We start from the raw sequence: 23,879 nt of genomic DNA on the forward strand, positions 1-23,879 counted from the left end.
GTCTCCGCGCCGCGGCCCGTCCCGTCCCCGCCCGGCACCGCACAGGTGCTGCAACGGGTGGCCGAGCAGGCCGGGCTGTCCGGGATCCCGCTGACCGCCGTCCCGGCGCGCCGGTCGACCACGGTGCAGGCGGCCCCGCCGAAGGCGGCGCCGTCCAAGGGAGGCGCCTCGGCAGCTCCCGAGAGTGCCGACCACCCCGGGAACGCCGCGCCCGCCGACCTGGACGAACTGGCCCGGCGCCTGGTCGAACCGGTCGGCCGGCTGCTGCGCACCGAGCTGCGCAGGGGCCGGGAGCGCGCCGGGAGGCCGTACGACCTGCGCCGCTGAGAGCAGGCCGGACACAGCGAGCACGACCGAGCACCAAGCACCACGTAGCAAGCACCAAGCAGGAGGCGGGGCCCGATGACCGACAACATCTTCGCGAGCAGCGTGTTCTTCAGCCTGACCATCGGGGGCAACGACCTGGGCGAGTTCACCACCTGCTCGGGGCTCGGCGCCCAGGTCGAGATCGAGGAGTACGCGGAGGGCGGCAACAACGGCTTCGCCTGGCAGCTGCCGGGCCGCATCACCTGGTCGAACATCACGCTGAGCCGCGCGGTCACCGCGGACACCCTGAAGATCGCGCGTTGGCTCAACGAGATCGTCCGGAAGGTCGAGCCGAAGGACGGCGAGATCGTGGCGCTGCGCCCCGACCTCAGCCGGATCGTCGGCTGGCAGGTGCTGGGGATCGTCCCGGTCCGGTGGGAGGGCCCGTCCTTCGACCCGTCGAACTCGCAGGCGGCGGTGGAGACCCTGGAGATCGCCCACGCGGGCCTGCGCCCGTCCTGACACCCCCCACCCCCCCGTACCCGCGTTCCCCCCACTGAAGGAGCACCAGGATGTCCCCGGCGGTCCCCGCCAGCGTCACCCGGGCCCAACTGACCATCATGGAGCCCCCGTCCACGGTCGGCGCCCAGCCCGGCGGTGCGATCGCGCGGCTCCCACTGCAGTTCAACCCGGCGACCCTGGTGCTGCGCAAGACCACCGAGTGGCGGCGCACGCCGTCCCGGATGGCGGGCCAGTCGGCGTTGCCGGAGTTCGTCGGCAGCGGTCCGCGGTCGCTGTCGCTCGACGTGTTCCTGGACTCGACGGCGACGCACGACAACTCGGTGGAGCGGGCGGTGGAGCAGCTGATGACGGCGTGCGTGCCGACCCCGACGAGCCTGGCGCGCAAGACCCCGGCCAGCCCGTGGATCCGGCTGGACTGGGGCACCCTGAAGACGACCTCGTTCAACGGGGTGCTGACCGGCCTGTCCGTCACCTACACGCTGTTCGACGTGGACGGCAATCCGCTGCGCGCGGTCTGCTCGCTGTCCATCGACGAGGCGAGCGTCGACCCGGCCGGGCAGAACCCGACGTCCGGCTCCCCGGAGGCCCGCAGCACCCACCGGGTGATCGCGGGCGACAGCCTGCCGCTGCTGGCCTGGCGCGCGTACGGGGACGCGACGGCCTGGCGCACCATCGCGGAGGCGAACGACATCGACGACCCGCTGGAGCTGGTGCCCGGCTCGGAGCTGATCGTGCCGGGGATCGACGAACTCACCCGGGGCGGGCGGCCATGACCACTCCCGAGGCCCGGGGCGGCCGGCCGTTCGCCGCGGATCCCGTCGTCGAGGCGCCGGGGCCGCTGCCGCCGGTGTGGGCGGCCCAGCTGGTGTCCTGCGACATCGAGGAGAGCGTCGGCCTGCCGGACACGGCGGTGCTGAGCTTCCGGGACGCGGACCACACCTTCCTCTCCGCGACGGGCATCACCATCGGCACCGAACTGCGGGTGTCCGTGGTCACCGTGCAGGGGCACACCCAGGTGCGGCTGTTCACCGGGGAGGTGACGGCGCTGGAGCTGGAGGTGGACACCACGGGCTCGTACACGGTGGTGCGGGCCTCGGCGGTCACCCACCGGCTGATGCGCGGACGCCGGGTGAAGGCCTTCCGGAACATGACCACCGCCGACATCGTCCGCGAGGTCGCCGCGGGCGCGGGCCTGACCTGCGGGCGGGTCGACTCCTTCCCGGTGGTGCACCAGCAGCTGTCCCAGGCGAACGTCCCGGACTGGGAGTTCCTGCAGTTCCTGGCGCAGGAGAGCGGCGCGCAGGTGCGGGTGGACGACGACGGCAAGCTGGAGTTCGTCCGCCCGCAGCCCGCCTCCGCCGCGCCGGCGCCGACCACGCCCGCGCCGCAGAGCCCGCTGGTGCTGGAGTACGGGCGCAACCTGCTGGAGCTGCGCGGGGTGCTGACCGGGGCGGCCGGTGCGGACACCGTGGAGGCGCGCGGCTGGAACGTCACCACCAAGAGCGCCCTGGTGGCCACCGAGCCGGCGGTGACCTCGCCGACGGTGCTGCCGGGGATGAGCCCCTCGGTGGTGGCCTCCGCCTTCCCGGGCCAGGCCCGGTACACCGTCGCCGACACCCCGTACCGCACCCAGGCGGAGACCACCGCCGTGGCACGCTCGCTGGCCGCCTCGGTGGCCTCGGGCTTCGGGGAGCTGGAGGCCGTCGTCGAGGGCAATCCGCGGCTGCGGGCGGGCACCGCCGTCGCCCTGGGGAACGTCGGGGCGGCCTTCTCCGGCCGCTACACCGTCACCGGGGCGCGGCACCTGCTGGAGCCGTTCCGCGGCTACCGCACCACGGTGGTGGTCAGCGCGTCGCCGGACCGCTCGCTGGCCGGGCTGGCGACCGGCGGCAACGCGCCGCCGCGCGGGCCGCGGATGCCGGGCCTGGCGGTCGCCGTGGTCACCGACGTCCGGGAGCCGGGCGGCGGGCAGCGCGGCTGGGTGCGGCTGAAGTTCCCCTGGCTGGACGACACCTACGTCTCCGACTGGGTGCGCACCGTACAGTGGGGCGGCCACGGGGGCGGCGGGGTGGTCAGCCCGGAGGTCAACGACGAGGTGCTGGTGGGGTTCGAGCAGGGCGACCTGGACAGCCCCTATGTGCTGGGCGGCCTCTACAACGGCGTGGACGCGCCCTCGCCGCACGACGTGCCGCTGGTGGACGCGACCGCCGGCAAGGTCAACCGCCGTTCCGTGGTGTCCCGTTCAGGCCACCGGATGGAACTGCTGGACGTACCGGGCGGCACGTCCGGCGTCCGGCTGGCCAGTGGCGACGGCAAGCTGGAGGTCCGGCTGGACCAGCAGAAGGGGGAGATCGTGCTGACCGTGCACGGCGGGGTCGGCGGGGCGGGCAGCACGGTGCGGCTCACCCCCTCCGGCATCACCCTGGACGCGGGCACCGGTGAGGTGAACGTGCGCGGCGGCTCGGTGACCGTCCGCGGCACCACGGCGGTCACCGTGGACGGCGGGGTCGAGGCGGTCATCAAGGGAGCCTTCGTGCGCCTCAACTGACGAAGCATCACGCACCGGAAGATCACTGTGCTCCGGCAGGAGCCATCGGAATGGAGACCGTACATGCCCCCCGCAGCCCGGACCGGCGACCCCACCGACCACGGTGGCGCCCTCACCACCCCGCCGCCGGGTGCCCTCAAGGTCGCGACGGTGCTGATCGGCGGCAGGCCCGCCGCGGTGGCCGGCACCGTGCACGCCTGCGTCCCGCACGTGGAGATGGGGCCCGCCAACCTGGTGGAGCCCCAACTCGGCGGGATGACAGGGGGAATGGTGCTGATCGGCGGCCTGCCCGCGGCCCGGATGGGCGACAAGACGACCTGCGGCGCCACCATCATCGCCGGGGCCTTCAACGTGCTGATCGGGGGCGCGATATGACCAGCAGTTTCATCGGCCGGGGCTGGGCCTTCCCGCTGCGGGTGAACGCCACCGGCGGCATCGGCATGGTGGAGCGGGACCGGGAGATCGCCGAGGCGATCCGGCTGATCCTCGGCACCGCCCCCGGCGAGCGGCCGATGCGCCCGGAGTTCGGCTGCGGCATCCACGAGTACGTCTTCGCCCCGGGCGACAGCACCACCGCCGGGCGGATCGCCCGCGAGGTGCGGATCGCGCTGGAGCGCTGGGAGCCGCGGATCACCGTGGACGACGTGGTGATCGCCTTCGACCGGGTCGACGAGGGCACGCTCTACATCGACGTCCACTACACCGTGCGGGCCACCAACGACCGCCGCAACCTGGTCTTCCCCTTCTACACCATCCCGGAGTCGCCGTCCGAGGCGTCCCCGGCCACCGTGGACGGGGGCGTGCGCTGATGGCCCTGCCCTCCCCGAACCTGGACGACCGCCGCTTCCAGCAACTCGTCGACGAGGCCAAGCGGTACGTGCAGCAGCGCGCCCCGGAGTGGACCGACCACAACGTCTCCGACCCGGGCGTCACCCTCATCGAGACCTTCGCCTACCTGGTGGACCAGCTGCTCTACCGGCTGAACCGGGTGCCGGAGAAGAACTACTCCGCCTTCCTCGACCTGTTGGGCATCCGGCTGTTCCCGCCCGCCGCGGCCCGGGCCGAGGTCGACTTCTGGCTCTCCGCCCCGCAGCCGGAGACGGTGCTGCTGCGGGCCGGCACCGAGGTGTCCACCCTGCGCACCGAGACCGACGAGGCGGTGGTCTTCTCCACCGCCGAGGACCTGCCGATCGTGCCCAGCGCGCTGGAGCGGCTGGTGACCGTCTCGGCCGCCGGGGAGCAGTCCGACGTGACCGCCCGGCTGGCCGACGGCACGGACGTGCGGTGCTTCCAGCCGCGCCCGGTGGCCGGCGACGCCATGCTGTTCGCCCTGCCGGCCGTGGTGCCGCGCTGCATCCTGGCCGTCCGGCTGGACAGCCGGGTGGAGGGCGTCGGCGTCGACCCGCGCCAGCCGCCGCTGGTCTGGGAGGTGTGGGACGGCGCCCGCTGGATCGCCTGCGAGACCGGCAGCGACACCACCGGCGGGCTCAACCGGCCCGGCGAAGTGGTGGTCTTCGTCCCGGCCGGGCACACCGCCTCGGTGGTCGCCGGGCGGCGGGCCGGCTGGCTGCGCTGCCGGGTCACCGAGCCGCAGCCGGGCCAGCCGTTCTACTCCGAGTCCCCGACCGTCCGGCGGGCCGAGGTGTTCACGGTCGGCGGCACCGTGACCGCCGTGCACGCCCAGACCGTCACCGACGCGCCGCTCGGCAGCTCGGAGGGCGTCGCGGGCCAGCGGTTCCGGCTCGCCCGACCGCCGGTGCTGCTGGACGGCGGGCCGCCGGTGGTCGAGGTGGCGGCCGGCGAGGGCTGGCAGCGCTGGACGGTCGTCGAGCACTTCGGCGACTCCGCGCCCACCGACCGGCACGTGGTGCTGGACGCCACCAACGGCGAGTTCCTCCTCCCGCCCGCCGTCCGGGAACCGGACGGCAGCCTGCGCGCCTTCGGCGCGGTGCCGCCCAAGGGCGCGCAACTGCGCGTCCCCCAGTACCGCACCGGCGGCGGCATCGCGGGCAACGTCGCCCGGAACACCGTCACGGTGCTGCGCAGCTCCGTCCCCTACGTCGCCCGGGTGGACAACCGCGAGGCGGCCCGGGGCGGAGTCGACGGCGAGACCGTGGAGAACGCCAAGGCGCGCGCCCCGCACCAGCTGCGGCTGCAGGAACGCGCCGTCACCGCCGGGGACTTCGAGCTGATCGCCCGGCAGGCCGCGCCCTCCGCCGCCCGGGTCAGCTGCGTACCGGCGGCCGGCGGCGAGGCCGGGGCGGTCCGGGTGCTGGTCGTCCCGGACGCGGTCGCGGACGACGGCGAACGGCTGCGCTTCGAGCAACTCATCCCGGACGAGAAGGTGCTGGCCGCCGTGGCGCGCGCCCTCGACGAGCGCCGGCTGATCGGCACCCGGGTGCTCGTCCAGCCGCCCACCTACCAGGGCGTGACGGTGGTCGCCCGGCTCACCACCCGCGCCGCCGACCCGGACCGGGTCCGCGAGGCGGTGCTGCACGCGCTGTACCGGTACCTCAACCCGCTGCGCGGCGGCGCCGACGGCAGGGGCTGGCCGTTCGGCCGGGCGGTGCAGTACGGGGAGGTGTTCGCCGTGCTCCAGCGGGAGGCGGCCGTCGCCGGGGTGGAGGAACTGCGGCTGTTCCCGGCCGACCCGATCACCGGACGCCGGGGCGCGCCCGCCGAGCGGGTCGACGTGCCGCCGGACGCCCTGGTCTTCTCGCACCAGCACCAGGTCGTGGTCACGGCCCTCGCCGAGGGCGGGACGTCATGACCCGCGCCGCCGTACCCGGGCTGCCCAGCCCGCACCCGATCGGCGAACTGCTGCCCGCGCTCTACGCCGACGACGACTTCGCCCAGCGCTTCACGGCCGGCCTGGACACCGTCCTCGCCCCGGTCTTCGCCACCCTGGACAACCTGCCCGCCTACTTCCGGCCCCGGCTGGCCCCGGTCGACTTCCTGGACTGGCTGGCGACCTGGGTCGCCGTGGACATCGACCCGGACTGGCCGGAGGAAGTGCGCCGGGCGGTGGTCGGGCGCGCGGTGGAACTGCACCGGTGGCGCGGCACCCGGCACGGACTCGCCGAGCGGCTGCGCCTGGTGCTGGGCGCCGGCTGCGAGATCAGCGACGGCGGCGGCGTCTCCTGGACCACCACTCCGGGCGAGGCCCCGCTGCCCGCGTCGGGCGGCGAGGTGCTGATCCGGGTCTGGCCGTCGCACGGCGCGGCGCTGGACGAGGACCAGGTGCTGTCCGTCGTCCGGGCGGGCTGCCCGGTCCATCTGAACTGCCGGGTCGAGATCCTGCCCGGTCCACCCGGGCGAACGGAGGGCTGACGGATGCCGGTGTGTCCCGAATGCGGAACGGCCAACGCGGAGGGCGACGACTTCTGCGGCAACTGCGGCGCCTACCTGGGGTGGTCGCGCGGTACGCCCGCGCCCGCTGCAGCTCCCGCGCCCAGCGCCGCTCCCGCTGCCGCGCCCGCTGCTACTCCCGCGCCCAGTGCCGCTCCCGCGCCCAGTGCTGATCCGGTACCGGCGCCCGGTGCCGCTCCGGCGTCCGCTGCCGCTCCGGCACCGGCGCCCGCACAGGCCGAGCCTTCACCCGCGCCGGCCCCGGCCGAGCCCGCCGCCGCCCCCGAGACGGCGCGCACCGGCTCCACCTGGCGGAACGTCTCCCGACGGGTCACCAGCCGCAGCAGGCGCGCCCTGCCGCCGGCCCCGGAGCCCGAGGCGCCGACCCCGGCCGCCGAGGAGCCGCCGGCCCCGCCCGCCGTCGAGACCTCGCGCTCGGCCTCCACCCGGGCCCGGCCCGCTCCGGCGCCCGAACCCGCCCCGGCGCCGAAACCGAGCCAGGCCCCGGCCCCCGAACCCCTTCCCGCGGTGAAGCCGGAACCGGAACCCGAACCGGAACCCGGGCCAAGAGCCCCCGAACCGCGGGCCGACCCGGTGGCCGTGCAGCCCGCCAAGCCCATCGCACCACGCCCGGTGGTCCGGGCCGCCGCGGCCGACGAGGCCCAGGACGGTCCGCCCTGCCCCCGCTGCGGCACGCCCAACCTGCCCGAGCGGCGGTTCTGCCGCCGCTGCGCGGCACCGCTGACCGTCACCGCGGCCGCGGCGAAGCTGCCCTGGTGGCGCACCCGGTGGCCGTTCCGCCGCCGGGTGCGGATCGGTGGTTCGGGCAACGCGCTGCGCCGCGCCATCGCGCTGATCGTGCTGCTGGCGCTGGTGGTGGCCGGCGTCCTGCTGTGGCCGCTCGGCAAGAGCGCCTATCAGGACGTGCTGGACAAGCTGGGCAGCACCGCGCCGATCGCCCCGTCACTGACCACGGCGTCGGCCGCGGTCGAGGGCCATCCCGCGACCGCGGCCGACGACGGCCTCTCCAACACCTACTGGGGGGCGCCCGCGATCGGGGACTCCATCGGCTTCACCTTCCGCAGCCCGTTCCGGCTGGTGGACCTGATCGTCCACACCGGCGGCTCCGCCGACCCGGAGCAGTTCCGGCAGCAGGCCCGTCCGCTGGTGCTGTCGCTGGAGGTGACGGCCTCGGACGGCGAGGTGCACCGCAAGCAGGTGACGCTCAACGACCAGCCGGGCCCGCAGACCGTGGCGACCGGGATCAGCGATGTCGTCCAGGTGAAGCTGACCGTCCGCGAGGCCGCGGGCACCGGTCCGGGCCGCACCATCGCGCTGGCCGAGGTGGAGTTCTTCAAACGCACCTGAAGCGGTGCCCGCCGGGGTCGGAGCCGGAGCCGGGGCTGGGGTCGGGGTAGCGGAAGGGGAGGCGGTTCGGCGCGACCTCCCCGGCGCGACCACCTCCCCCGGCGCGACCTCCCCGGCGGGGCCGGAGTGCGGCGCGGTGCGGTGAGTGCGGAGGCGGGTGTGTCAGCCGGCTGTCAGGCGGCCGGCTGGTCGTGGGTGGAGCAGTGGATGCCGCCGCCGCCGGAGGCGATGGTGTCGATCGACAGCGGGACGATCTCGCGGCCCGGGAACTGGTCCTTGAAGACCTCCTGGGCGTGCCCGTCGGCCCGGGCGTCGCCGAACTTCGGCAGGTAGACGCCCTTGTCGCCGATGTAGAAGTTCATGTACGAGGAGACGAAGGCGTCGCCGCGGCCGGTGATCCGGTCCGGGTCGGGCTGGCTGATCTCGATCACCTTGAGCTTCTTGCCGGTGGCGTCGGTGGCCTCGGCCAGGACGGAGCGGGCCTGGTCGGCGGAGCGGGACCAGACGTCGGCCGGGGTGCCGGGGAAGGCCCGGTCCAGGAAGACCACGCCGGGAGCGGCGAACCGGGCCAGGCAGTCGACGTGGGCGTCGGTGATGTCCTTGCCCTTGACACCCGCCAGCCAGATCACCTTGGTGACGCCGAGGGCCTGCTTGAGCTCGGCCTCGATCTGGTCGCGGTCCCGGCCCGGGTTGCGGTTGGCGTTGACGATCGAGCTCTCGGTGATCAGCAGGGTGCCCTGGCCGTCGCTCTCGAAGGAGCCGCCCTCGGCGACCAGTTGGGTCGAGACCCGCTCGACCCCGAACTTGTCCAGGACGGCGCGGGCGATCCGGGCGTCGTTGTCGTGCTGCTGCTTGCCGCCCCAGCCGCTGAAGTTGAAGTCGACGCCCTTGACCTTGCCGCCCTCCTGGACGAACACCGGCACGGTGTCGCGGGCCCACAGGTCGTCGACCGGGACGGACAGCAGCTCGACGTCCTTGCCGCAGGCGTTGCGGGCGGAGTCCTCCTGGCCGGGGCGGACCAGCATGACCAGCGGTTCGCGCCCGCCGATGGCCCGGGCCACCGAGGCGATGTCCTGGCGGACGGGCCCGAGCTGTTCGCCCCAGACGTTCTCGGAGGCGGGCCAGGCCATGAAGGTCCGCTCGTGCTTCTCCCACTCGCCGCCGAGCCGGCGCCCGCGGGCGGGGGCGGGCGGCGTGGTGGCGCCCGCGGACGGCTGCCCGGCGGGGGTGGCGGACGGGGCCGCGGGCTCCGCCGCGTCCTCGTCGGTGGCCGAGCAGGCGGTCGCGCCGACCGCGATCAGGCCGGCGCCGGCGAGGGTACGCAGCACCGTGCGGCGCGCGAGGGAGGAGTGGGACACGGTGGACTCCGGTGGGGCCGAGGGTGGGACGGTCCGGCGCGGCGGGCGGGGCCTCCGGGGAGTGCTGCGCGCGGCGCCGCTGGTCGGCGGCGGGCACGGTCGCCCGGCATCGCCGGAACTGAACTCTCGCATTGACTGAAAAATCAGTCAAGTTCTCCGATGGAGCCACCCAAACCATCCAAACCACCCAAGCCGCCCCGAGGCGACCCGGGCTGCCTCCGTACACGTCCCCGGTCCCGATGGCCCGGGAGTGGGCAGGCACAGCCCGTTGGCGCCGCAGGGTTTGGAGGTTCAGTCAGGATCTGCCGAATCCACCCCGTCGAGGCCGCCGGAGGTGCCCGGCCGGCCGCAGCCGCGGTCCAGCTCGGCCTCGATCGCGCCGCGGAGCAGCCGGCGGGCCTGCTCGATCGGGAGTGAACCGCTCAGCCAGCGCACGCTGAGGCCCTCGACCAGGGCGGTGAGGCGTTCGGCGGCGGCCGCGTGGGCCGGGGCGGTGCCGGTCGGGTCGGCGTGGGCGAGCAGTTCGGCGACGTCGTGCACCCAGCTGTGGGTGTTCCGGGCCAGGTCCTCGCGCAGGTCCGGCTCGAAGACGGCGGTCGCCCGCAGCTCGCCCCAGGCGGTGCTGTTCTCCCGCACCTCGGTGGTGTCCTGGAGTTCCAGCAGCAGGACCTGTTCGAGCTCGGCGCCCGGGCCCCGGGCCTGGTCCCGGGCGTGCGGGCGCTCGGCGGGGCCGGGCGGGTCCTCGGCGGTGTAGCGGTCGGCGCGTTCGCTGATGTACTCCAGCGTCTGGCGCAGGATCCCCGCCCGGTCGGTGAAGTGGTAGTAGATCAACGCGGTGGACACCCCGGCCTCGGCGGCCAGCTCGCCCATCCGCAGGCCGCGCACGCCACGCCGGGCGATGACGCGGGTGGCGGCCTGGAGTATCCCTGTCCGGCGGTCTGACATGGACGCTCACTCTACCCGTCCTGGATGCGGTCTTGACGAAATCCTGATCAGTTTGTCAGGTCGATGCGCTTTATCCCGCTCACAGGGTTGACTGGATTTTCAGTGAGGTACAGGATGCGGGGCAACCCCCACACCTCCCACCTCCTGCAGGGAGCGTTCATGATCACCCCCATGCCCGCCGAGGCCACCCCCGCGCCCTCCCGCCGAAGACTGCTCCAGTTCGGCGCGGCGGCCCTCCCGGCGCTGGCGCTCGGCGCGGCCCTCCCGGCCGCCGCCCACGCGGCAGCCGCCGAGCCGGAGGCCACCGGCCAGGCGACCACAGCCACCCCCACGCTGCGGATGCCGGCCGAGACCGACCGGCACGACCGCACCTTCATGGCCTGGCCCGCCCTGTCCTCGATCTGGGGCAGCGGGCTCTCGGCCGTCCGCGACGACATCGCCCGGGTCGCCTCCGCGATCTCCCGCTACGAACCGGTCGTCGTGGTGGCCCGCCCCGGCCAGGCCGCGGACGCCCGCTACTGGCTCGGCCGCGGCGGCGCCTACGGCATCACCGTCCTGGAGATCCCCAACGACGACCTCTGGATCCGGGACTTCGGCCCGACCTTCCTCACCGCCCCCGGCGCGATCGCCGGGCTGGACACCAACTTCAACGGCTGGGGCAAGAGCGGCACGCCCTACTACCAGCCCTACGTCGAGGACGCCGCGGTCGCGGCCACCCTCCTCGCCGACTACGGCGTCGACCGCGTCCGTGCGCAGTTCACCGGCGAGGGCGGCGCGCTGGAGACGGACGGCCAGGGCACCCTGCTGGCCACCGTCAGTTCGCTGGTCAACCCCAACCGCAACCCCGGCATGAGCCAGGACGAGGTCGAGCAGGCACTGAAGGCCGGCCTCGGCCTCGACAAGGTCATCTGGCTCCCCGGGCTGGCCGGCCAGGACATCACCGACGACCACGTGGACTGCCTGGCCCGCTTCACGGCGCCCGGCCGGGTCCTGCTGGACCAGCCCGGCCCGGGGGCGGACCAGATCTGGATCGACGTCTACCAGCAGGCCAAGCAGGCCCTGGCCGACGCCACCGACGCCCGGGGCCGCCCTCTGGTTGTCACCGAACTCACTGGCCCCGACCGGCAGTTGATCCGCGGTAAGGGCAAGGACTTCCTGTCCAGCTACACCAACTTCTACACCGCCAACGGCGCCGTGTTCGTCCCGCGGTTCGGTGACACGGCGGCCGACGGGATGGCGTACGTGATCCTCCAGACCGCCTTCCCGGACCGCGACGTCGTCCAGCTGGACATCGACACCATCGCCGGCGGAGGCGGCGGCATCCACTGCGCCACCCAGTCCCAGCCCAGCGTGCCGCCGGCCGTCTGAGCCGTCCGACCCGTCCGACCCGTCCGAGCCGTCCGACCCGTCCGAGCCGTCCGACCCGTCCGACCCGTCCGAGTCGCCTGGCCCGTCCGACTCATCCGACCTCATCCGACCCCGTTCGAGACCGCAGCACCCGAGACCGCAGCACCCGATACTCCCGGCGGCCCGCAGGCCAACCCCACGGAGCGGGCCGCCGGGCCCACCGCTCCACGCGCACATCCGCACACCCGATCCAGAAGAGGTATCCCGTGACCGTCACGTACCGCATGCCCGCCGAATGGACCGAGCACGAGAGCTGCCTGATGGCCTGGCCCGTCCGCGCGGAACTGTGGGGCGACACCCTCGCCGAGGTGAAGCGCGAGTACGCCGAAGTCGCCCGCACCATCGCCCGGTTCGAGCCCGTGACGATGGCCGCCCCGCCCGGCCACGGCGAGGAGGCGCGCGCCCTGTGCGGCGAGGGCGTCACCGTCGTCGAACTGCCCATGGACGACTCCTGGTTCCGCGACTCCGCGCCGATCTTCGTGCTCGACTCCGCGGGCCGCCGGTCCGGAGTGGACTTCCGCTTCAACGCCTGGGGCCGCAAGCACCACCCGTGGGACGCCGACGACCGGATCAGCGCCCTGCTGCTGGAGCACCTCGGCACCCCGGCGGTCCGCTCCGAGATGATCCTCGAGGGCGGCGCCATCACCGTCGACGGCGAGGGCACCCTCATCACCACCGAGCAGTGCCTGCTGCACCCCAACCGCAACCCCGGCATGAGCCGGGAGGAGATCGAGGCCGAGCTCAAGCGGCGCCTCGGCGTCACCAAGGTGATCTGGCTGCCCTACGGCGGCCTGCTGGACACCGAGACGGACGGTCATGTGGACGGCGTCTGCGCCTTCGCCGCCCCCGGCAAGGTCGTGGTCCAGCTGCCGGCCGACCCGGAGCACCCCGACTACGCCCGGATGCGGGCCAACCGCGCCGTGCTGGAGCACTCCACCGACGCCCAGGGCCGCCCGTTCGAGATCGTCGACGTCCCGCAGGCCGCGTTCGTGGAGGTCGGCGGCCGCGAGGTCGAGGTCGGCTACCTCAACTACTACCTGGCCAACGGCGCGGTCGTCGTCCCGGTGGCCGACCACCCCGCTGACGAGGGCGCCCTCGCCGTCCTGGCCGGGGCGTACCCGGACCGCAAGGTCGTCGGCGTCCGCTCCCGGGTGATCGCCTGGGGCGGCGGCGGCATCCACTGCATCACCCAGCAGCTCCCGGCCGCCCGCGGCTGACGCACCGCCCGCGGCTGACACACCGCCGCACCGCCCGGACCGGACCCTCTCCCCGCACCGACCGAAGGCCCACCCTCATGACCCTCACCCCCGCGAGACGCGCCGCCTCCCCGGGCCGGCTCGCCCTCGCGACCACAGCCCTGCTGTCCGCCGCGGCCCTGGTCGCCGCCTGCTCCGGCCCGCCGCACGGCGCCGGCTCCGACCAGGGGGGCGTCCAGCTCTCCGCCACCACCCCGACGGCCAAGGGCGAGATCGACTCCTTCACCTGGGCGACCTACGCCGAGCCGCCCACCCTGGACTACATCCAGGCCTTCGACTACCCGCAGAACACCATCCTGTCCAACGTGTGCGAGAGCCTGATGCGCTGGACGCCCCAGCTCACCCTGGCCCCCGGACTCGCCGAGAAGGCCGCCAACCCGGACCCGACCACCTGGGTCTACGACCTGCGCTCCGGCGTGCACTTCCACGACGGCTCGGTGATGACCGCCGACGACGTGGTCTACAGCTTCGGCCGCCAGACCAACCCCGACAACGCCGCGGCCTGGGCCCAGGTGTTCCAGAACGTCGACTCCGTCACCGCGACCGGGCCGCTGCAGGTCACCGTCAAGCTCAAGCGCCCCGACTCGCAGTTCCCGCAGTACATGGCGACCGCCGCGGGCGTCGTCGCGGCCAAGGCCGGGGTCGAGTCGGCGGGCAAGGACTACGGCACCGGCGGCAGCCTGGACTGCACCGGCCCCTTCAAGCTGGGCAGCTGGAGCAAGGGCCAGTCGATCGAGCTCCAGCGCTTCGACGACTACTGGGGCACCAGGGCCAAGGCCAAGAAGGCCGTGTTCCGCTTCCTCACCGACCCCTCCGCCCGCACCAACGCGATGCTCAGCGGCGAGGTCGACGGCGGCTACCTGATCCCCACCGAGAGCTACGACCGGCTGAGGAGGAGCGGCACCGGCACGCTGTACTTCGGCGAGGGCCTGAGCACCGTCAACCTCAACGTCACCAACCTCCAGGGCGTGCTCGGCGACGTCCGGGTCCGCAAGGCGCTGTCCCTGGCGCTCGACCGGTCCGGCTTCGTCAGGACCGGCCTGGCCGGCGCCGGGACGGTCACCGGCGCGCTCACCACCAAGGCCGCCTGGGCCGGGGCCCCCGACGACGTCCGCAGGAGCGCCTTCGAGAACCTCACCCCCACCGCCCAGGACCTCGACCAGGCCAAGGCCCTGGTCAAGGAGGCCGGGGCGAGCGGCAAGACGATCACCGTCGCCACCAGCACCATCGGCCAGGACGTCTCGCTGCTCGCCACCGCCGTCCAGTCCGCCGGCGCCCGGATCGGCCTGAACGTCCAGCTCAGGACCATCGCCCCGAACGCCTTCACCGCGCTGTTCACCGACCCCAAGGCCCGGGAAGGCCTGGACCTCTTCCCCGAGACCTACTACAACTCGATCACCGACCCGCTCGACCTGCTGGCCAACTTCAAGACCGGCGCCTACCAGAACTTCGGCGGCTACCACGACCAGGCCTACGACGGCCTGGTGGACCAGGCGACCGCCGAGTACGACCCGGCCGCGCGCGGCGCGATCGAGGCCGGGCTCCAGCAGACCGCCTCCCGGCAACTGCTGTGGATCCCGGTCGCGGAGTGGCCCACCGCCCTCTTCCTCGGCAAGCGGGTCACCGGCGCCCCGACCACCATCTCGTACATGTACTACCCGTGGGCCGCCGATGTGGGGGCAGCCCGGTGAACTCCCCGGGAGCGATGGGCTTCCTGAGATTCGCGGCCCGGCGCCTGCTGGAGATGGCGGTCACCCTGCTCGGCGCGTCCTTCGTGGTCTTCGGCGCGATGTACCTGGCGCCGGGCAACCCGGCGAGCTTCCTGCTCTCCGGCCGGTCGGCCTCCCCGGAGGCGCTTCAGGCGATCAACGAGCAGTACCACCTGGACGACCCGTTCCTGGTCCGCTACCTCCGGTGGCTGGGCCAGGTGCTCCAGGGCGACTTCGGACGCTCCATCACCTACCGCACCGACGTCTCCAAGCTGCTCGCCGACCGGATCCCGGCCACCCTGCTGCTGGTGGCCATGGCCCTGGTGGTGGTCGTGGTGGTCGGCCTGGTGCTCGGCCGGCTCGGCGCGGTGCGCGGCGGCGCGACCGACTCCACCATCCTGGTCACCACCACCTTCGCCCTCGGCACGCCCTCCTTCGTCGCGGCCGTCCTGCTGCAGGGGCTGTTCTCGGTGAAGCTGGGCTGGTTCCCGACCAGCGGCGCCGGTGACGGCTTCGGTGACATGCTCTGGCACCTCACCCTCCCGGCGATCGCCCTCGCGCTGTACCTGATCGGCATGCTCGCCCGGGTCACCCGCTCGGCGATGCTGGAGGCCCTGGAGGGCGAGCACGTCACCGTCGCGCGCAGCCGGGGCGTCCCGGAGCGCGAGGTGATCCGCCGCCACGTGTTCCGCAACTCGCTGGGCACCGTGCTGACCACCGGCGGCCTGATCGTCTCCACCCTGCTGGTCTGCACCATCCTGGTGGAGTCCGCGTTCAGCATCGGCGGACTCGGCCAGCTGCTCGAACTGTCCACCACCACCAAGGACTTCCCGACCGTCCAGGCCATCTCCCTGATCATCGTGGCCCTGTTCATGACGGTGAACCTGGTCGTCGACCTGATCCACCCGCTGGTCGACCCCCGGATCACCCTCGGCTCCCGGAGGTCCGGCGCATGAGTACCGGTCTCACCCAGCGGTCGGGCCTCACCCGCCGGCCCGGCCTCGCCAGGCTCAGGTCCGCCGGCGGCCCGCTCCACCTGATCTGCCTCGGCTTCGCCGCCCTGGTCGTGCTCGCCGCACTGCTCGCGCCCTGGCTGGCGCCGTACGACCCGAACGGCGTCGACCTGGGCAACGCCCTCGCCGGGCCCTCGCCCGACCACCTGCTCGGCGTCGACGCCGCCGGGCGCGACACCCTGTCCCGGCTGCTGACCGGCGCCCGCACCTCGCTGCTCGGCCCGCTCGGCGTGGTCGTCTTCTCCACCGTCGCCGGCATCGCGGTCGGCCTGGCCGCCGGCTGGCGCGGCGGCTGGCTCGACTCCGTCCTCTCCCGCAGCACCGAACTGGTCTTCGCCTTCCCCGGCATGCTGCTCGCCATCCTGATCGTCTCGGTGTACGGGGAGGGCCTGCTCGCCCCCGTCGTCGCGCTGGCGATCGCCTACCTGCCGTACGTCTCCCGCCTCACCCGCTCCCTGGTGCTGGCCGAACGGACCCGGCCGTACGTCTGCGCGTACCAGGTCCAGGGCCACTCCGCGGTGCAGATCTGTCTGCGGCACGTCCTGCCCAACATCGCGCCGATCGTCCTCGCCCAGTCCGCCGTCAACTTCGGCTACGCCCTGATGGACCTCGCCGGCCTCTCCTTCCTCGGGCTCGGCGTCCCCGCGCTCACCCCCGACTGGGGCCGGATGGTCTTCGACGGCCAGACCGCGATCCAGCACGGCTACCCGCTCTCCGCGATCCTGCCCAGCGCCCTGATCGTGCTCACCGTCGTCGCCTTCAACGTGGTCGGCGAACGCTGGGCCGACCAGGTCGCCCGGAGGTCCGCATGAACGGCGGACCGCGTGAAGCGGACAACCGCATGACTCGGAGGACCACGTGAACGCCCTCGACATCCAGGGCCTCCGGCTCCGCCTGCCCGGCACCGCCCGCCCCGTCCTGGACGACGTCGACCTGACCGTCGCCCCCGGCGAGACCGTCGCCCTGGTCGGCGAGTCCGGCTCCGGCAAGACCCTCACCTCCCGCGCCGCCCTCGGCCTGCTGCCACCGGGCGCCACCACGGAGGGCACCGTCCTGGTCGACGGCCAGGACGTCCTGACCATGGACCCGGAGCGGCTGCGCGCCGTGCGCACCGGCCGGGCCGCGATGATCTTCCAGGACCCCCGGGCCGCCATCAACCCGCTGCGCCGCATCGGTGACTTCCTCACCGAGAGCGTGCGCCTCACCGGCACGACGAGCGCCGCGGACGCCGACCGGCGCGCCGCGGAACTCCTCGACGCCGTCGGCCTCGGACCGGAACTGCTGCGCCGCTACCCCGGCCAGCTGTCCGGCGGCATGCTGCAACGCGTGATGATCGCCGCCGCCCTGATGGGAGACCCGATCCTGCTGCTCGCCGACGAGCCCACCACCGCGCTGGACGTCACCAGCCAGGCCGAGGTGGTCGCCCTGCTCGGCCGGCTGCGCGAACGCTTCGGCACCGGCCTGCTGTTCGTCACCCACGACCTCGGCCTCGCCGCCGCGATCAGCGACCGGGTCTACGTGATGTACGCCGGCCGGATCGCCGAACACGGCCCCGCCGCCGCGCTGTTCCAACAGCCCCGGCACCCGTACACCGCCGCCCTGCTCGCGGCCACCCCCGCACTGGACGCCCCGGCCGGCCGGCTCGCCGCCATCGACGGCCAACCACCCGATCTGCGGCAGGAGTTGACGGGCTGCGCGTTCGCCGCGCGGTGCCGCCACGCGACCGACCTGTGCCGTGAACAGGTGCCCGCCCCGCGCGGCGAGCACCCGGCCGCCTGCCACCACCCGCTCGAAGGGAGCCGCACCGATGGCTGAGCCCGTCCTGCGGGTCAGCGGCCTGCACCGCACCTTCGGCACCGTCCGGGCCGTGGACGACGTCGCCTTCACCCTCGACGCCGGCGGCTCGCTCGGCATCGTCGGCGAGTCCGGCTCCGGCAAGACCACCACCGCCCGCATCGTCGTCGGCCTCGACCAGGCCGACGCGGGCGAGGTGCTGGTGCACGGCCGGGCCCGCAGCGGCCGGGCACGCGGCAGGGCCGAACGGCTCGCCCGGGCCCGCGAGGTCCAGATGGTCTTCCAGGACCCGTACCTCTCCCTGGACCCGCGCACCAGCGTCGAGGCCGTCCTGCGCGAGACCCTGCGACTGCACTTCCCCGACACCGACCACCCGACCCGGATCCGGGAACTGCTCGACCAGGTCGGCCTGGGCACCCGGGCCGCCGAGGCGCTGCCCCGGCAGCTCTCCGGCGGCCAGCGCCAACGCGTCGCCATCGCCCGGGCACTGGCCGTACGACCGGCCGTCCTGGTCCTGGACGAGGCGGTCGCCGCCCTGGACGTCTCGGTCCAGGCCCAGGTGCTCAACCTGCTCGCCGACATCCGCGAACAGACCGGCATCGGCTACCTGTTCATCACCCACGACCTCGGCGTGGTCCGCTGCGTCACCGACCGGGTCGTCGTGATGCGCCACGGACGGATCGTCGAATCCGGCCCCACCGCCGACGTCCTGGACTCCCCGCAGCACGCCTACACCAGGCTGCTGCTGGAGTCCGTCCCCCGGCCCGGCTGGGATCCGGACCGGATCGCCGCCGCGCGCCGCGCACTGTAAGACGGCCCGGGCACGCGACCGGCCGAGGTCCCGCCCTGGGTCGGCGGGGCCTCGGCCGGTCGGTCGTCAGTCGTTCTGGTAGAAGCCGAACACGTCGACGATCAGGTTGCTGGTGCCGTCGGCCACGTTCCAGAAATCGATCAGGCCGTTGGCGCCCGTCGGGGCCTGGACCAGGTTCGGGACCGTTTCGCCGGCCGTCCAGTTCAGCGAGGACACCGACGGCGGCGACAGCGTCGAGGCGTACTTGCCCTGGTAGGCGGCCAGGGTGTTCGGGTCGGGGGCGACGCTCAGATGGCCGTCCGACACGGTGTCGGTCACCGTGGCGTTCAGCGCGAACGCGGTGATGTCGGGTCGGCCCGACGACATCGGCATGTAGACGTAGCTCCAGGGGCTGACCGGGCCGTACTGCCACGTGGTGGTGTCACGGGTGTCCAGCAGGCGCGTCGGTGCGAGCGGCAGGTAGGCGCTCCTGCCGCCCGGGCCGTAGTAGCCCACCACGTCCACGATCACGTCCGACGAACTCCCGGCCGCGTTCAGCACCCGGACCGTACCGTCCGGACCGACGGGAACCACCACCGAGTTGGCGACCGTCTGCCCCGCCGTGAAGTTCAGGTTCGACGCGTTCGGCGCCTGCTGACCACCCGGGTACACCGTCAGGTGACCGGCGGTACCCGGGTTGGTCACGGTGACGTTCAGCGCCACCGCGGTGATGCCCGAGGCGGGCAGCTGACCGCCCGCCGCACCGGCGATCTGCACCGGCAGCGACTGCCCGGCGTCGACCGGCGACTGCGGCGCACCCGTGCCGAAACGGGTGTCCACCAGGCGCGAGGGCGACAGCGGCGTGTACCCGGCGGCGGGCGACCTCACGAAGTAGCCGGTGATGTCCACCACCAGGTCCAGCGGAGCACCGGCGTTCTGCAGATCCACGTACCCGCCGGCCCCGACCTGCGCCACCACCATGTTCGGAACCGTCTGCCCCGCCGTGTAGTTGACGTTCGACGTGGTCGGCACCGAGGGCGAACCGTCCGCGTACACCGTCACGTGCCCGGCACCGGTGCTGTCCGTCACCGTGACGTTCAGCACCGCGGCCGTCGCACCCGCCGGAATGCCGTTCGCACCCGCCACCTGCACCCGGGTCGTCGAGAACCCTCCGACCTTCGGCGTCCCACTGCCGTCCCTACTGTCCAGCAGACGCGTCGGACCGAACGCCACGTACTCCGAACCGGCCGTCACCGCGGTGAGGGAGTTCGACACCGAGTAGCCCGCCCGGTCGGTCGCGGTGACGACGATCGGATACGAGCCGAGCTTCGCGTACGTGTGGGACAGCGCCACGGGGTTGGTCGCCGCGGCGTTCGCGTCGCCGGAGGACCCGTCCCCCCAGTCGACGTGCACGTTCAGCGCACCGCTGGCGGAGGTCACGTTGGCGCTCAGCGAGACACCGAACGCGCTGGTGTGCTCACCGGTCACCGCCACCGTCAGGTCGGGGGCGTACTGGATGGCGCCCCGGTCGGTGTAGGGCGTGGTCCCGTAGAAGTCCGAGCCGAGCCGGCCGGGGGCGGCCGGGTTGGCCGAGCCGATCGCGGCCGAGCCGGGCTGCGGCCGGGCGTCCACGTCGACCGAGGTGTTCAGGCGGAAGAACACCGAGGTGGGCGCCTTGGTCTCGGTCAGGTCGTGGGCGCCCTGCGAGGTCGCCGCCTTGAAGCCGTCCAGGGTCGGGTACGTGGTGCCCGCCCAGCTGTAGGGCGCGGTGGCGTCGGTGCCGTAGACGTAGAAGTCGTTGTAGTCGGCCGTCACCGTGGTCGAGTCGGCCGACACGGTCACATCCGGCGCCCAGCCCTGGTTGTTCGACGCGCACTGGGACTGGTAGCCGCCCAGCACCTGGTCGGTGGTCGGGTTGGCGTCCTCCAGGACGTTGTTCTCCAGGTTGACGGCCGAGGACCCGCCCTCGATGTCGATCGCGGCCTTGCAGCCGCGCTGGACGGTGTTACCCGTGACGTTCAGGCCCTTCACCCCGGTCGCGACGATGCCGCCCCCGGCGAGGACGTCGCCGGCGAGCGTGACGGTGCCCGCTCCCGCCGCGACCGAGACCGCGGTGGTGTTGCCGCCCTGGGAACCCGTGTCGAGGTACGACCGGGTGATCGCCACCCCGCTCGACGCGCCGTCGATGGTGACGGTGCTCGTGGTGTTCTTGGTGTAGGCGCTCAGGTAGCTGGAGTCCAGCGTGACCCCCGAGGAGCCGACCACCTCGACGGCGGGCGTCAGGTCGTTCGAATACAGCATCAGGTTGCTGACCGTCACGTTGGAGACGTGGTCGAAGATCAGAGCGGGTCCGGCCCCGCCGTTGACCCACGCCTGGTCGCCGATACCGACGATCGAGATCCCCGAGGTCTTGATGGTCACCGACTCCCAGTCCGAGCTCCCGACGTAGCCCTGGAGGTCGATGGTGTCGCCCGGCTGCGCGGCGTTCACCGCGTCCTGGAGCAGGCAGAAGGGAGCGTTCTGCGCGCCGGTGCCCGTGTCGGCGGCACACTTTCCATTGAACACGTAGGCGTAGATGGTCTTTCCGGTGGCCGGCGTCGCCGCGGAGTTCCGCGTGCCGGAAAGCGCCGGCCGCGCGCCGGAGACCGTCGACCGCGCGCCGGACAGCGCCGGCTTCTGCTCCCGGACCGACTTGTCCGCGGGGCTGGAGAAGGCGTCGAAGCCCCCGCCCCCGATTCCCGGCAGCTGAGCCGTGGTCACGGGGCGGGCGGAGGTGGAACCGTTCGCCGGACCGGCCGCATGGGCCGGACCTGGAACGAGCGCGATACCGGCCGCGAGAACCGCGGCCGACGCGACGAGACGGTGATGAGACACCGACCCCCCAGTTCGGGTTGTGTGACGATCGGATGAAAGCTGGGACAGGCTACAGAAGGACGTCTGCCTGGTGGAACGTGTTTTGGGCGCGGAGCCGCCCTCGTGGCGCTCGAAACGGCTGGAAGCGACAGCAGGAGGACCTCCCCCCGCCGGAAGGGGCACCCCGAGACGGGCGGTCACGGGGGATCTGTGGCCCGGCCGCCTCATCCCTGACGAAGCGCAAGCGCCGGCCGCATCCCCCACCTCATGGGACAGAACGGCCGGACCGCGTCCGGACCGCACCCGGACCGCGCCCGGACGGCGCCCGTGCGGATTCCCCCGGACGGCGGAGCCGCGCCACGCCGGAACCTGACCGGCCTTTCAGTAGCCTGCGGAGCCGAACCCGACACCCGACCCCTACCGGAACGAGGCCCCATGGCTCCCTCCCGGCCGTCCCGCCGCGCGCTCCTGCAATCCGGGGCCGCCCTGGCCGCCCTCGTCCTGGCCGGCGGCTGCTCCTCCGACAGCACGTCGGAGGAGCAGCCGGGCCCGAGCGGCACGGCCTCGGGCGCGGCGCCGGCCGGCGGCTCGGCGGCCGGCTGGGCGCTGCCCGCCGAGTCCGGCCCGCACACCCGCACCTTCATGGCCTGGCCGGCCCTGGAGGCGGTGTGGGGCGACCAACTCCCGGGCGTCCGGCAGGACATCGCCTCGCTGGCGCAGGCCGTCGCCGGCTTCGAGCCGGTCGTCCTGCTGGCCCGCCCCGACCAGGCCGACCAGGCCCGCCAGGCCTGCGGCTCCTCGGTCGAGGTACTGGAACTGGCGGTCGACGACCTGTGGGCCCGGGACACCGGCCCGACCTTCGTCACCGGCCCCCAGGGCCTGGCCGGCGTCGACCTCAACTTCAACGGCTGGGGCGGCAAGCAGACCCACGCCATCGACGCCCAGGTCGCCCGGAACCTCCTCGACCACTACCGCACCACCCGCATCCAGGCGCCGATCACCGGTGAGGGCGGCGCCATCGAGGTGGACGGCGAGGGCACCCTGATGGCCACCGAGAGCTCCTGGGTCAACGACAACCGCAACCCCGGCAAGACCCGCGACCAGATCGAGGCGAGCCTCAAGGAACTGCTCGGCGTCGAGAAGGTGCTCTGGTTCAAGGGCGTCGCCGGCCAGGACATCACCGACTGCCACGTCGATGCCCTGGCCCGCTTCGCCGAACCCGGCACCGTCGTCCTGCACCGCCCGGCCGCCGACACCCCGCCGGACGTCTGGACCACCGCCTCCGCCCAGGCCCTCCAGGTGCTGCAGTCCGCGACCGACGCCAACGGCCGCACCCTCAAGATCGTCGACCTCCCCGAACCGGACCTCGGTCTGATCCAGGGCGCCGGCAAGAACTTCCTCGCCACCTACATCAACTACTACGTCTGCAACGGCGGCGTCATCGTCCCGCGCTTCGGCGACCAGGCCGCCGACGACCGCGCGGCCGGCATCCTCGGCGACCTCCACCCCGGCCGCAAGGTCACCCAGGTCTCCATCAACCACATCGCCGCGGGCGGCGGCGGCATCCACTGCGCCACCCAGCAGCAGCCCGTCGCCGCGGCGACGGCCTCGGCCGGCCCGTCCAGCCCGGCATGAGGAGCCCCGCTGCGCCCGCCGAATCCGCTGGGCCTGCTGCGCCCGCCGGGCCCGCCGGTCCGTGACGGTGCCGGCGGGTCCGTGACGGTGCCGGCCGGTCAGACGGTGGCGGCCAGCGAGTCCAGCAGGGTCCGCAGCACCCGCCCGTCGTCCACCGTCCCGTCCAGCGAGCCGATGGCGGCGAGTCCGTCCACGGCGGCGGCGAAGGCCTCGCCGAGCGGGACGGGGTCGGTGCCGGTGCCGCGCTCCTCGGCCAGGCAGTGGAACAGCCGGACGAAGGCGGCCCGCCAGCGCGCGTACTCGGCTTCCAGGGCGGTGCGGACGCGTTCGTCGTTGAGGGCCAGCCAGTGCAGGGCCGCGTGCAGTCGGGCCAGGTCGGGGCTCTCGGGCCGGGTGAGCAGGGCCAGGACCCGTCCGGCGCGCTCGGGGTAGCCGCCGGGCCCGGCGACGGCCTCCTCCAGCGGGGTGATCCATTCGGGCCGGATGTCCGCGACGACCGCGACGATCAGATCGGTGCGGTCGGCGAAGTGGTAGTGGCACATCCCGTGCGAGACCCCGCACAGCGCGGCCACGTTGCGGGTGGTGAACCGTCCGGCGCCGTCGCCGGCGAGCAGGGTGCGGGCCGCCGCGATCAGCCGGGCCCGGGTCTGCTCGCCCTTGGCGGAGGCCCGCGTCCGGCCGCTGCCACCGCCCGGTCCGGAGGCGGGTCGTGGGGCCGCGGCTGTCTCCCGTGTCGCCATGGCCGTCACTGTAGCCACTCCGGGGGAGGCGTCAGGGCGGAACGGCGGCGGATGCCTGCGCGAAGTATTGACCGAGCGCTTGGCCAGTTTTATCTTTTCGGTCAACTCGTCCGCCACAGAAGGACGTTGACAGGGAGGTAGTGATGGAGGAAGGCGTCAGACCCGACACCGTGAGCGACCTGGGACTCGGCCGCCGCCGGTTCCTGACGGCCGCCGGGCTCGCCGTCGCCGGCACCGCGCTGACCGCCGCGACCGGCGGACCGGCCCGCGCGGCGCAGCACCGCGGC

21 protein-coding genes and 1 pseudogene are annotated in these 23,879 nt (G+C 73.6%); 18 read left to right on the forward strand and 4 right to left on the reverse strand.

Annotated features, from left to right (window positions below; translation table 11 throughout):
• The 10 genes and pseudogenes from BG452_RS06940 to BG452_RS06980 all read left to right on the forward strand — a co-directional run.
• The coding region (locus tag BG452_RS06940) for a hypothetical protein (protein WP_188303311.1) at positions 1-327 on the forward strand (327 nt) is incomplete at its 5' end.
• Between the two features lie 75 nt (positions 328-402).
• Complete coding sequence (locus tag BG452_RS06945) at positions 403-828, forward strand: phage tail protein (protein WP_188303291.1); 426 nt, start codon at positions 403-405, stop codon at positions 826-828.
• Positions 829-878: 50 nt separating this feature from the next.
• Positions 879-1,601, forward strand: a complete 723-nt coding sequence (locus BG452_RS06950) for a LysM peptidoglycan-binding domain-containing protein (RefSeq protein ID WP_188303292.1) — start codon at positions 879-881, stop codon at positions 1,599-1,601.
• The gene (locus BG452_RS06955; protein WP_188303293.1) at positions 1,598-3,376 is read left to right on the forward strand and encodes a VgrG-related protein; all 1,779 of its coding nucleotides are present in this window, start codon (positions 1,598-1,600) and stop codon (positions 3,374-3,376) included. Before BG452_RS06950 ends, BG452_RS06955 begins: the two co-directional genes overlap by 4 nt.
• Positions 3,377-3,439: 63 nt before the next feature.
• Entirely contained in the window at positions 3,440-3,751 is a 312-nt protein-coding gene (locus BG452_RS06960; protein WP_188303294.1) for a PAAR domain-containing protein, read from the forward strand.
• Positions 3,748-4,185, forward strand: a complete 438-nt coding sequence (locus BG452_RS06965; protein WP_188303295.1) for a GPW/gp25 family protein — start codon at positions 3,748-3,750, stop codon at positions 4,183-4,185. The genes BG452_RS06960 and BG452_RS06965 overlap by 4 nt, the downstream gene beginning before the upstream one ends.
• Positions 4,185-6,146: a putative baseplate assembly protein gene (locus BG452_RS06970; protein WP_188303296.1), complete on the forward strand. Its 1,962-nt coding sequence runs from the start codon at positions 4,185-4,187 to the stop codon at positions 6,144-6,146. The genes BG452_RS06965 and BG452_RS06970 overlap by 1 nt, the downstream gene beginning before the upstream one ends.
• The gene (locus BG452_RS06975; protein WP_188303297.1) at positions 6,143-6,706 is read left to right on the forward strand and encodes a phage tail protein I; all 564 of its coding nucleotides are present in this window, start codon (positions 6,143-6,145) and stop codon (positions 6,704-6,706) included. The genes BG452_RS06970 and BG452_RS06975 overlap by 4 nt, the downstream gene beginning before the upstream one ends.
• A 3-nt stretch (positions 6,707-6,709) precedes the next feature.
• Positions 6,710-6,775: pseudogene (locus BG452_RS48030) on the forward strand (zinc-ribbon domain-containing protein); the annotation flags it as partial.
• A gap of 549 nt (positions 6,776-7,324) precedes the next feature.
• Positions 7,325-8,092, forward strand: a complete 768-nt coding sequence (locus BG452_RS06980; protein WP_223241870.1) for a zinc ribbon domain-containing protein — start codon at positions 7,325-7,327, stop codon at positions 8,090-8,092.
• Positions 8,093-8,265: 173 nt separating this feature from the next.
• Here BG452_RS06980 and BG452_RS06985 read toward each other — a convergent pair whose 3' ends face one another.
• Together BG452_RS06985 and BG452_RS06990 are read right to left on the reverse strand one after the other, a co-directional pair.
• Entirely contained in the window at positions 8,266-9,450 is a 1,185-nt protein-coding gene (locus tag BG452_RS06985) for an agmatine/peptidylarginine deiminase (protein WP_317620932.1), read from the reverse strand.
• Positions 9,451-9,741: 291 nt separating this feature from the next.
• Positions 9,742-10,395 carry a TetR/AcrR family transcriptional regulator gene (locus BG452_RS06990; RefSeq protein WP_188303300.1) on the reverse strand — a complete coding sequence of 218 codons (654 nt, stop codon included), beginning with the start codon at positions 10,393-10,395 and terminating at the stop codon, positions 9,742-9,744.
• Positions 10,396-10,554: 159 nt separating this feature from the next.
• Here BG452_RS06990 and BG452_RS06995 point away from each other — a divergent pair, with 159 nt between their 5' ends.
• From BG452_RS06995 to BG452_RS07025, 7 genes are all read left to right on the forward strand, one after another.
• Positions 10,555-11,763, forward strand: coding sequence for an agmatine deiminase family protein (locus BG452_RS06995; protein WP_223241871.1), 1,209 nt, complete (start codon positions 10,555-10,557; stop codon positions 11,761-11,763).
• A 245-nt stretch (positions 11,764-12,008) separates the two neighbouring features.
• Entirely contained in the window at positions 12,009-13,019 is a 1,011-nt protein-coding gene (locus BG452_RS07000) for an agmatine deiminase family protein (protein ID WP_317620933.1), read from the forward strand.
• Positions 13,020-13,096: 77 nt separating this feature from the next.
• Complete coding sequence (locus tag BG452_RS07005) at positions 13,097-14,749, forward strand: ABC transporter substrate-binding protein (RefSeq protein WP_188303301.1); 1,653 nt, start codon at positions 13,097-13,099, stop codon at positions 14,747-14,749.
• A 14-nt stretch (positions 14,750-14,763) separates the two neighbouring features.
• A complete protein-coding gene (locus BG452_RS07010; protein WP_188303302.1) occupies positions 14,764-15,723 on the forward strand; it encodes an ABC transporter permease in 960 nt (319 codons plus the stop codon).
• Complete coding sequence (locus BG452_RS07015) at positions 15,720-16,592, forward strand: ABC transporter permease (RefSeq protein ID WP_188303303.1); 873 nt, start codon at positions 15,720-15,722, stop codon at positions 16,590-16,592. Before BG452_RS07010 ends, BG452_RS07015 begins: the two co-directional genes overlap by 4 nt.
• Before the next feature lie 46 nt (positions 16,593-16,638).
• The gene (locus tag BG452_RS07020; protein WP_188303304.1) at positions 16,639-17,595 is read left to right on the forward strand and encodes an ABC transporter ATP-binding protein; all 957 of its coding nucleotides are present in this window, start codon (positions 16,639-16,641) and stop codon (positions 17,593-17,595) included.
• Positions 17,588-18,385, forward strand: coding sequence for an ABC transporter ATP-binding protein (locus BG452_RS07025; RefSeq protein WP_188303305.1), 798 nt, complete (start codon positions 17,588-17,590; stop codon positions 18,383-18,385). Before BG452_RS07020 ends, BG452_RS07025 begins: the two co-directional genes overlap by 8 nt.
• Positions 18,386-18,451: 66 nt before the next feature.
• On the opposite strand, the gene BG452_RS07030 is transcribed toward BG452_RS07025, so the two are convergent.
• Positions 18,452-21,124 (reverse strand): right-handed parallel beta-helix repeat-containing protein, encoded by a 2,673-nt coding sequence (locus BG452_RS07030; protein ID WP_188303306.1) that lies wholly within the window; start codon positions 21,122-21,124, stop codon positions 18,452-18,454.
• 528 nt (positions 21,125-21,652) lie between these two features.
• Between BG452_RS07030 and BG452_RS07035 the strand changes: the two genes are divergently transcribed.
• Positions 21,653-22,852 carry an agmatine deiminase family protein gene (locus tag BG452_RS07035; RefSeq protein ID WP_188303307.1) on the forward strand — a complete coding sequence of 400 codons (1,200 nt, stop codon included), beginning with the start codon at positions 21,653-21,655 and terminating at the stop codon, positions 22,850-22,852.
• Between the two features lie 98 nt (positions 22,853-22,950).
• Here the strand turns inward: BG452_RS07035 and BG452_RS07040 are convergent, their stop codons facing one another.
• A complete protein-coding gene (locus BG452_RS07040; RefSeq protein ID WP_188303308.1) occupies positions 22,951-23,592 on the reverse strand; it encodes a TetR/AcrR family transcriptional regulator in 642 nt (213 codons plus the stop codon).
• Positions 23,593-23,879 lie beyond the last annotated feature (287 nt).

The organism is Streptomyces sp. CBMA123, assembly GCF_014596465.1.
Classification (GTDB): domain Bacteria; phylum Actinomycetota; class Actinomycetes; order Streptomycetales; family Streptomycetaceae; genus Kitasatospora.

Bases quoted from the DNA above. Each gene is read 5' to 3' on its own strand.
- BG452_RS06945 (WP_188303291.1), top strand. From the start codon at position 403: ATGACCGACAACATCTTCGCGAGCAGCGTGTTCTTCAGCCTGACCATC.
- BG452_RS06950 (WP_188303292.1), top strand. From the start codon at position 879: ATGTCCCCGGCGGTCCCCGCCAGCGTCACCCGGGCCCAACTGACCATC.
- BG452_RS06955 (WP_188303293.1), top strand. From the start codon at position 1,598: ATGACCACTCCCGAGGCCCGGGGCGGCCGGCCGTTCGCCGCGGATCCC.
- BG452_RS06960 (WP_188303294.1), top strand. From the start codon at position 3,440: ATGCCCCCCGCAGCCCGGACCGGCGACCCCACCGACCACGGTGGCGCC.
- BG452_RS06965 (WP_188303295.1), top strand. From the start codon at position 3,748: ATGACCAGCAGTTTCATCGGCCGGGGCTGGGCCTTCCCGCTGCGGGTG.
- BG452_RS06970 (WP_188303296.1), top strand. From the start codon at position 4,185: ATGGCCCTGCCCTCCCCGAACCTGGACGACCGCCGCTTCCAGCAACTC.
- BG452_RS06975 (WP_188303297.1), top strand. From the start codon at position 6,143: ATGACCCGCGCCGCCGTACCCGGGCTGCCCAGCCCGCACCCGATCGGC.
- BG452_RS06990 (WP_188303300.1), bottom strand. From the start codon at position 10,395: ATGTCAGACCGCCGGACAGGGATACTCCAGGCCGCCACCCGCGTCATC.
- BG452_RS06995 (WP_223241871.1), top strand. From the start codon at position 10,555: ATGATCACCCCCATGCCCGCCGAGGCCACCCCCGCGCCCTCCCGCCGA.
- BG452_RS07005 (WP_188303301.1), top strand. From the start codon at position 13,097: ATGACCCTCACCCCCGCGAGACGCGCCGCCTCCCCGGGCCGGCTCGCC.
- BG452_RS07010 (WP_188303302.1), top strand. From the start codon at position 14,764: ATGGGCTTCCTGAGATTCGCGGCCCGGCGCCTGCTGGAGATGGCGGTC.
- BG452_RS07015 (WP_188303303.1), top strand. From the start codon at position 15,720: ATGAGTACCGGTCTCACCCAGCGGTCGGGCCTCACCCGCCGGCCCGGC.
- BG452_RS07025 (WP_188303305.1), top strand. From the start codon at position 17,588: ATGGCTGAGCCCGTCCTGCGGGTCAGCGGCCTGCACCGCACCTTCGGC.
- BG452_RS07035 (WP_188303307.1), top strand. From the start codon at position 21,653: ATGGCTCCCTCCCGGCCGTCCCGCCGCGCGCTCCTGCAATCCGGGGCC.
- BG452_RS07040 (WP_188303308.1), bottom strand. From the start codon at position 23,592: ATGGCGACACGGGAGACAGCCGCGGCCCCACGACCCGCCTCCGGACCG.